Source organism: Mycobacterium sp. 1165178.9 (genome assembly GCF_001673555.1).
GTDB lineage: Bacteria > Actinomycetota > Actinomycetes > Mycobacteriales > Mycobacteriaceae > Mycobacterium.
Genome location: NZ_LZMB01000075.1, coordinates 1 through 1,638 on the forward strand (window position 1 = coordinate 1; position 1,638 = coordinate 1,638).

Annotated in this window: 1 protein-coding gene; it reads left to right on the plus strand. The window is 67.3% G+C overall.

Going from position 1 to position 1,638, the window contains the following annotated elements; translation table 11 throughout:
- Positions 1–1,638 (plus strand): amino acid adenylation domain-containing protein (locus tag A5652_RS04075; RefSeq protein ID WP_156745145.1); only part of this gene is annotated, 1,638 nt, incomplete at both ends.

Consider the following 1,638-nt stretch of genomic DNA (forward strand, 5'->3'; position numbering starts at 1 on the left):
CCGATGTGTTTGATGCGGCCAGTATCGAGGCGTTCATTGGGCGGCTGCAGCGGGTGTTGGTGGCGATGGCCACCGAGCCGGCTCGGCGGTTGTCGTCGATCGATGTGCTCGATGAGTCCGAGCGGGCCCGGTTGGAGGAGCTTGGTAATCGGGCGGTGTTGACCGAGCCGGGGTCCGCGCCGATGTCGGTTCCGGTGTTGTTCGCCGCGCAGGTGGCGCGCACGCCGGAGGCGGTGGCGCTGGTGTGCGAAGGCCGCTCGTTGACGTACCGGGAACTCGAAGAAATCGCTAACCGGTTGGCGCACCTGCTGGCTGGTCAGGGTGTGGGTCCGGGTGGGTGTGTGGGGCTGCTGTTGCCCCGGTCCGTCGAGGCGATTGTGGCGATATTGGCGGTGCTAAAGACTGGGGCGGCTTATCTGCCGATGGACCCGGCGCTGCCGGCGGCCCGGATCGGGTTCATGATCGCCGACGCGGCTGCGGTCGCCGTCATCACCACCGCGGAGCTGCGCCCCCGGCTGGAGGGCCATGAGGTGGTGGTCATTGATGTCCATGACCGCGCGGTGGCTCAGCTACCCAGCACCGCACTGCCGGCGCCGGCCCCCGACGACATTGCTCACATCATTTACACCTCTGGCACCACGGGGGTGCCCAAGGGGGTGGCGGTCACCCACTACAACGTCACCCGGCTATTTGACTCATGGGACGCCGGCCTAGAGCTGGGCCCGGGACAGGTGTGGACGCAGTGTCATTCCTATGCCTTCGACTACTCGGTATGGGAAATTTGGGGTGCGCTGCTGCACGGCGGGCGGTTGGTGGTGGTGCCCGAAGAGGTGACGCGCTCACCGCAAGATTTTCTCGCCCTGCTGATCACTGAAAACGTCAGTGTCTTAAGCCAAACGCCGTCTGCGGTGGGGCTGCTCTCGCCGCAGGAAGTGGATTCGGCGTTGGTGATCGCTGCTGAGGCGTGCCCGCCTGAGGTGGTGGATCGGTGGGCGCCGGGGCGGGTGATGGTCAATGCCTATGGCCCCACCGAGACCACGGTGTATGCGACGACCAGCGCGCCGCTGGTGGCGGGGTCGGGGGCGCCGCCGATCGGGTCACCGGTGCCGGGCGCCGCGTTGTTCGTGCTCGATGGGTGGTTGCGCCCGGTGCCGGTCGGGGTGGTCGGTGAGTTGTATGTGGCCGGTGCCGGGGTGGGTGTGGGCTATGTGGGCCGGGCGGGGTTGACCGGGTCACGGTTTGTGGCCTGCCCGTTCGGCGGGCCAGGACAGCGGATGTATCGGACCGGGGATTTGGTGTGCTGGCGCACCGATGGGCAGCTGGCCTATCTGGGGCGCGCCGATGAGCAGGTCAAGATCCGCGGGTATCGCATCGAATTGGGCGAAGTCCAGACAGCCCTGGCCGGGCTGGCGGGGGTGGAGCAGGCGGTGGTGATCGCCCGTGAGGACCGCCCAGGTGATAAACGCCTGGTCGGCTATGTCACCGGCACCGCCGACCCAGTCGAGCTGCGTGCTGCGCTGGCCCAGCGGCTACCGGTGTACATGGTGCCCGCGGCGGTCGTAGTCATCGACGCCCTGCCATTGACACCCAACGGCAAACTCGACACACGCGCCCTACCAGCACCCGAATACAGCGATG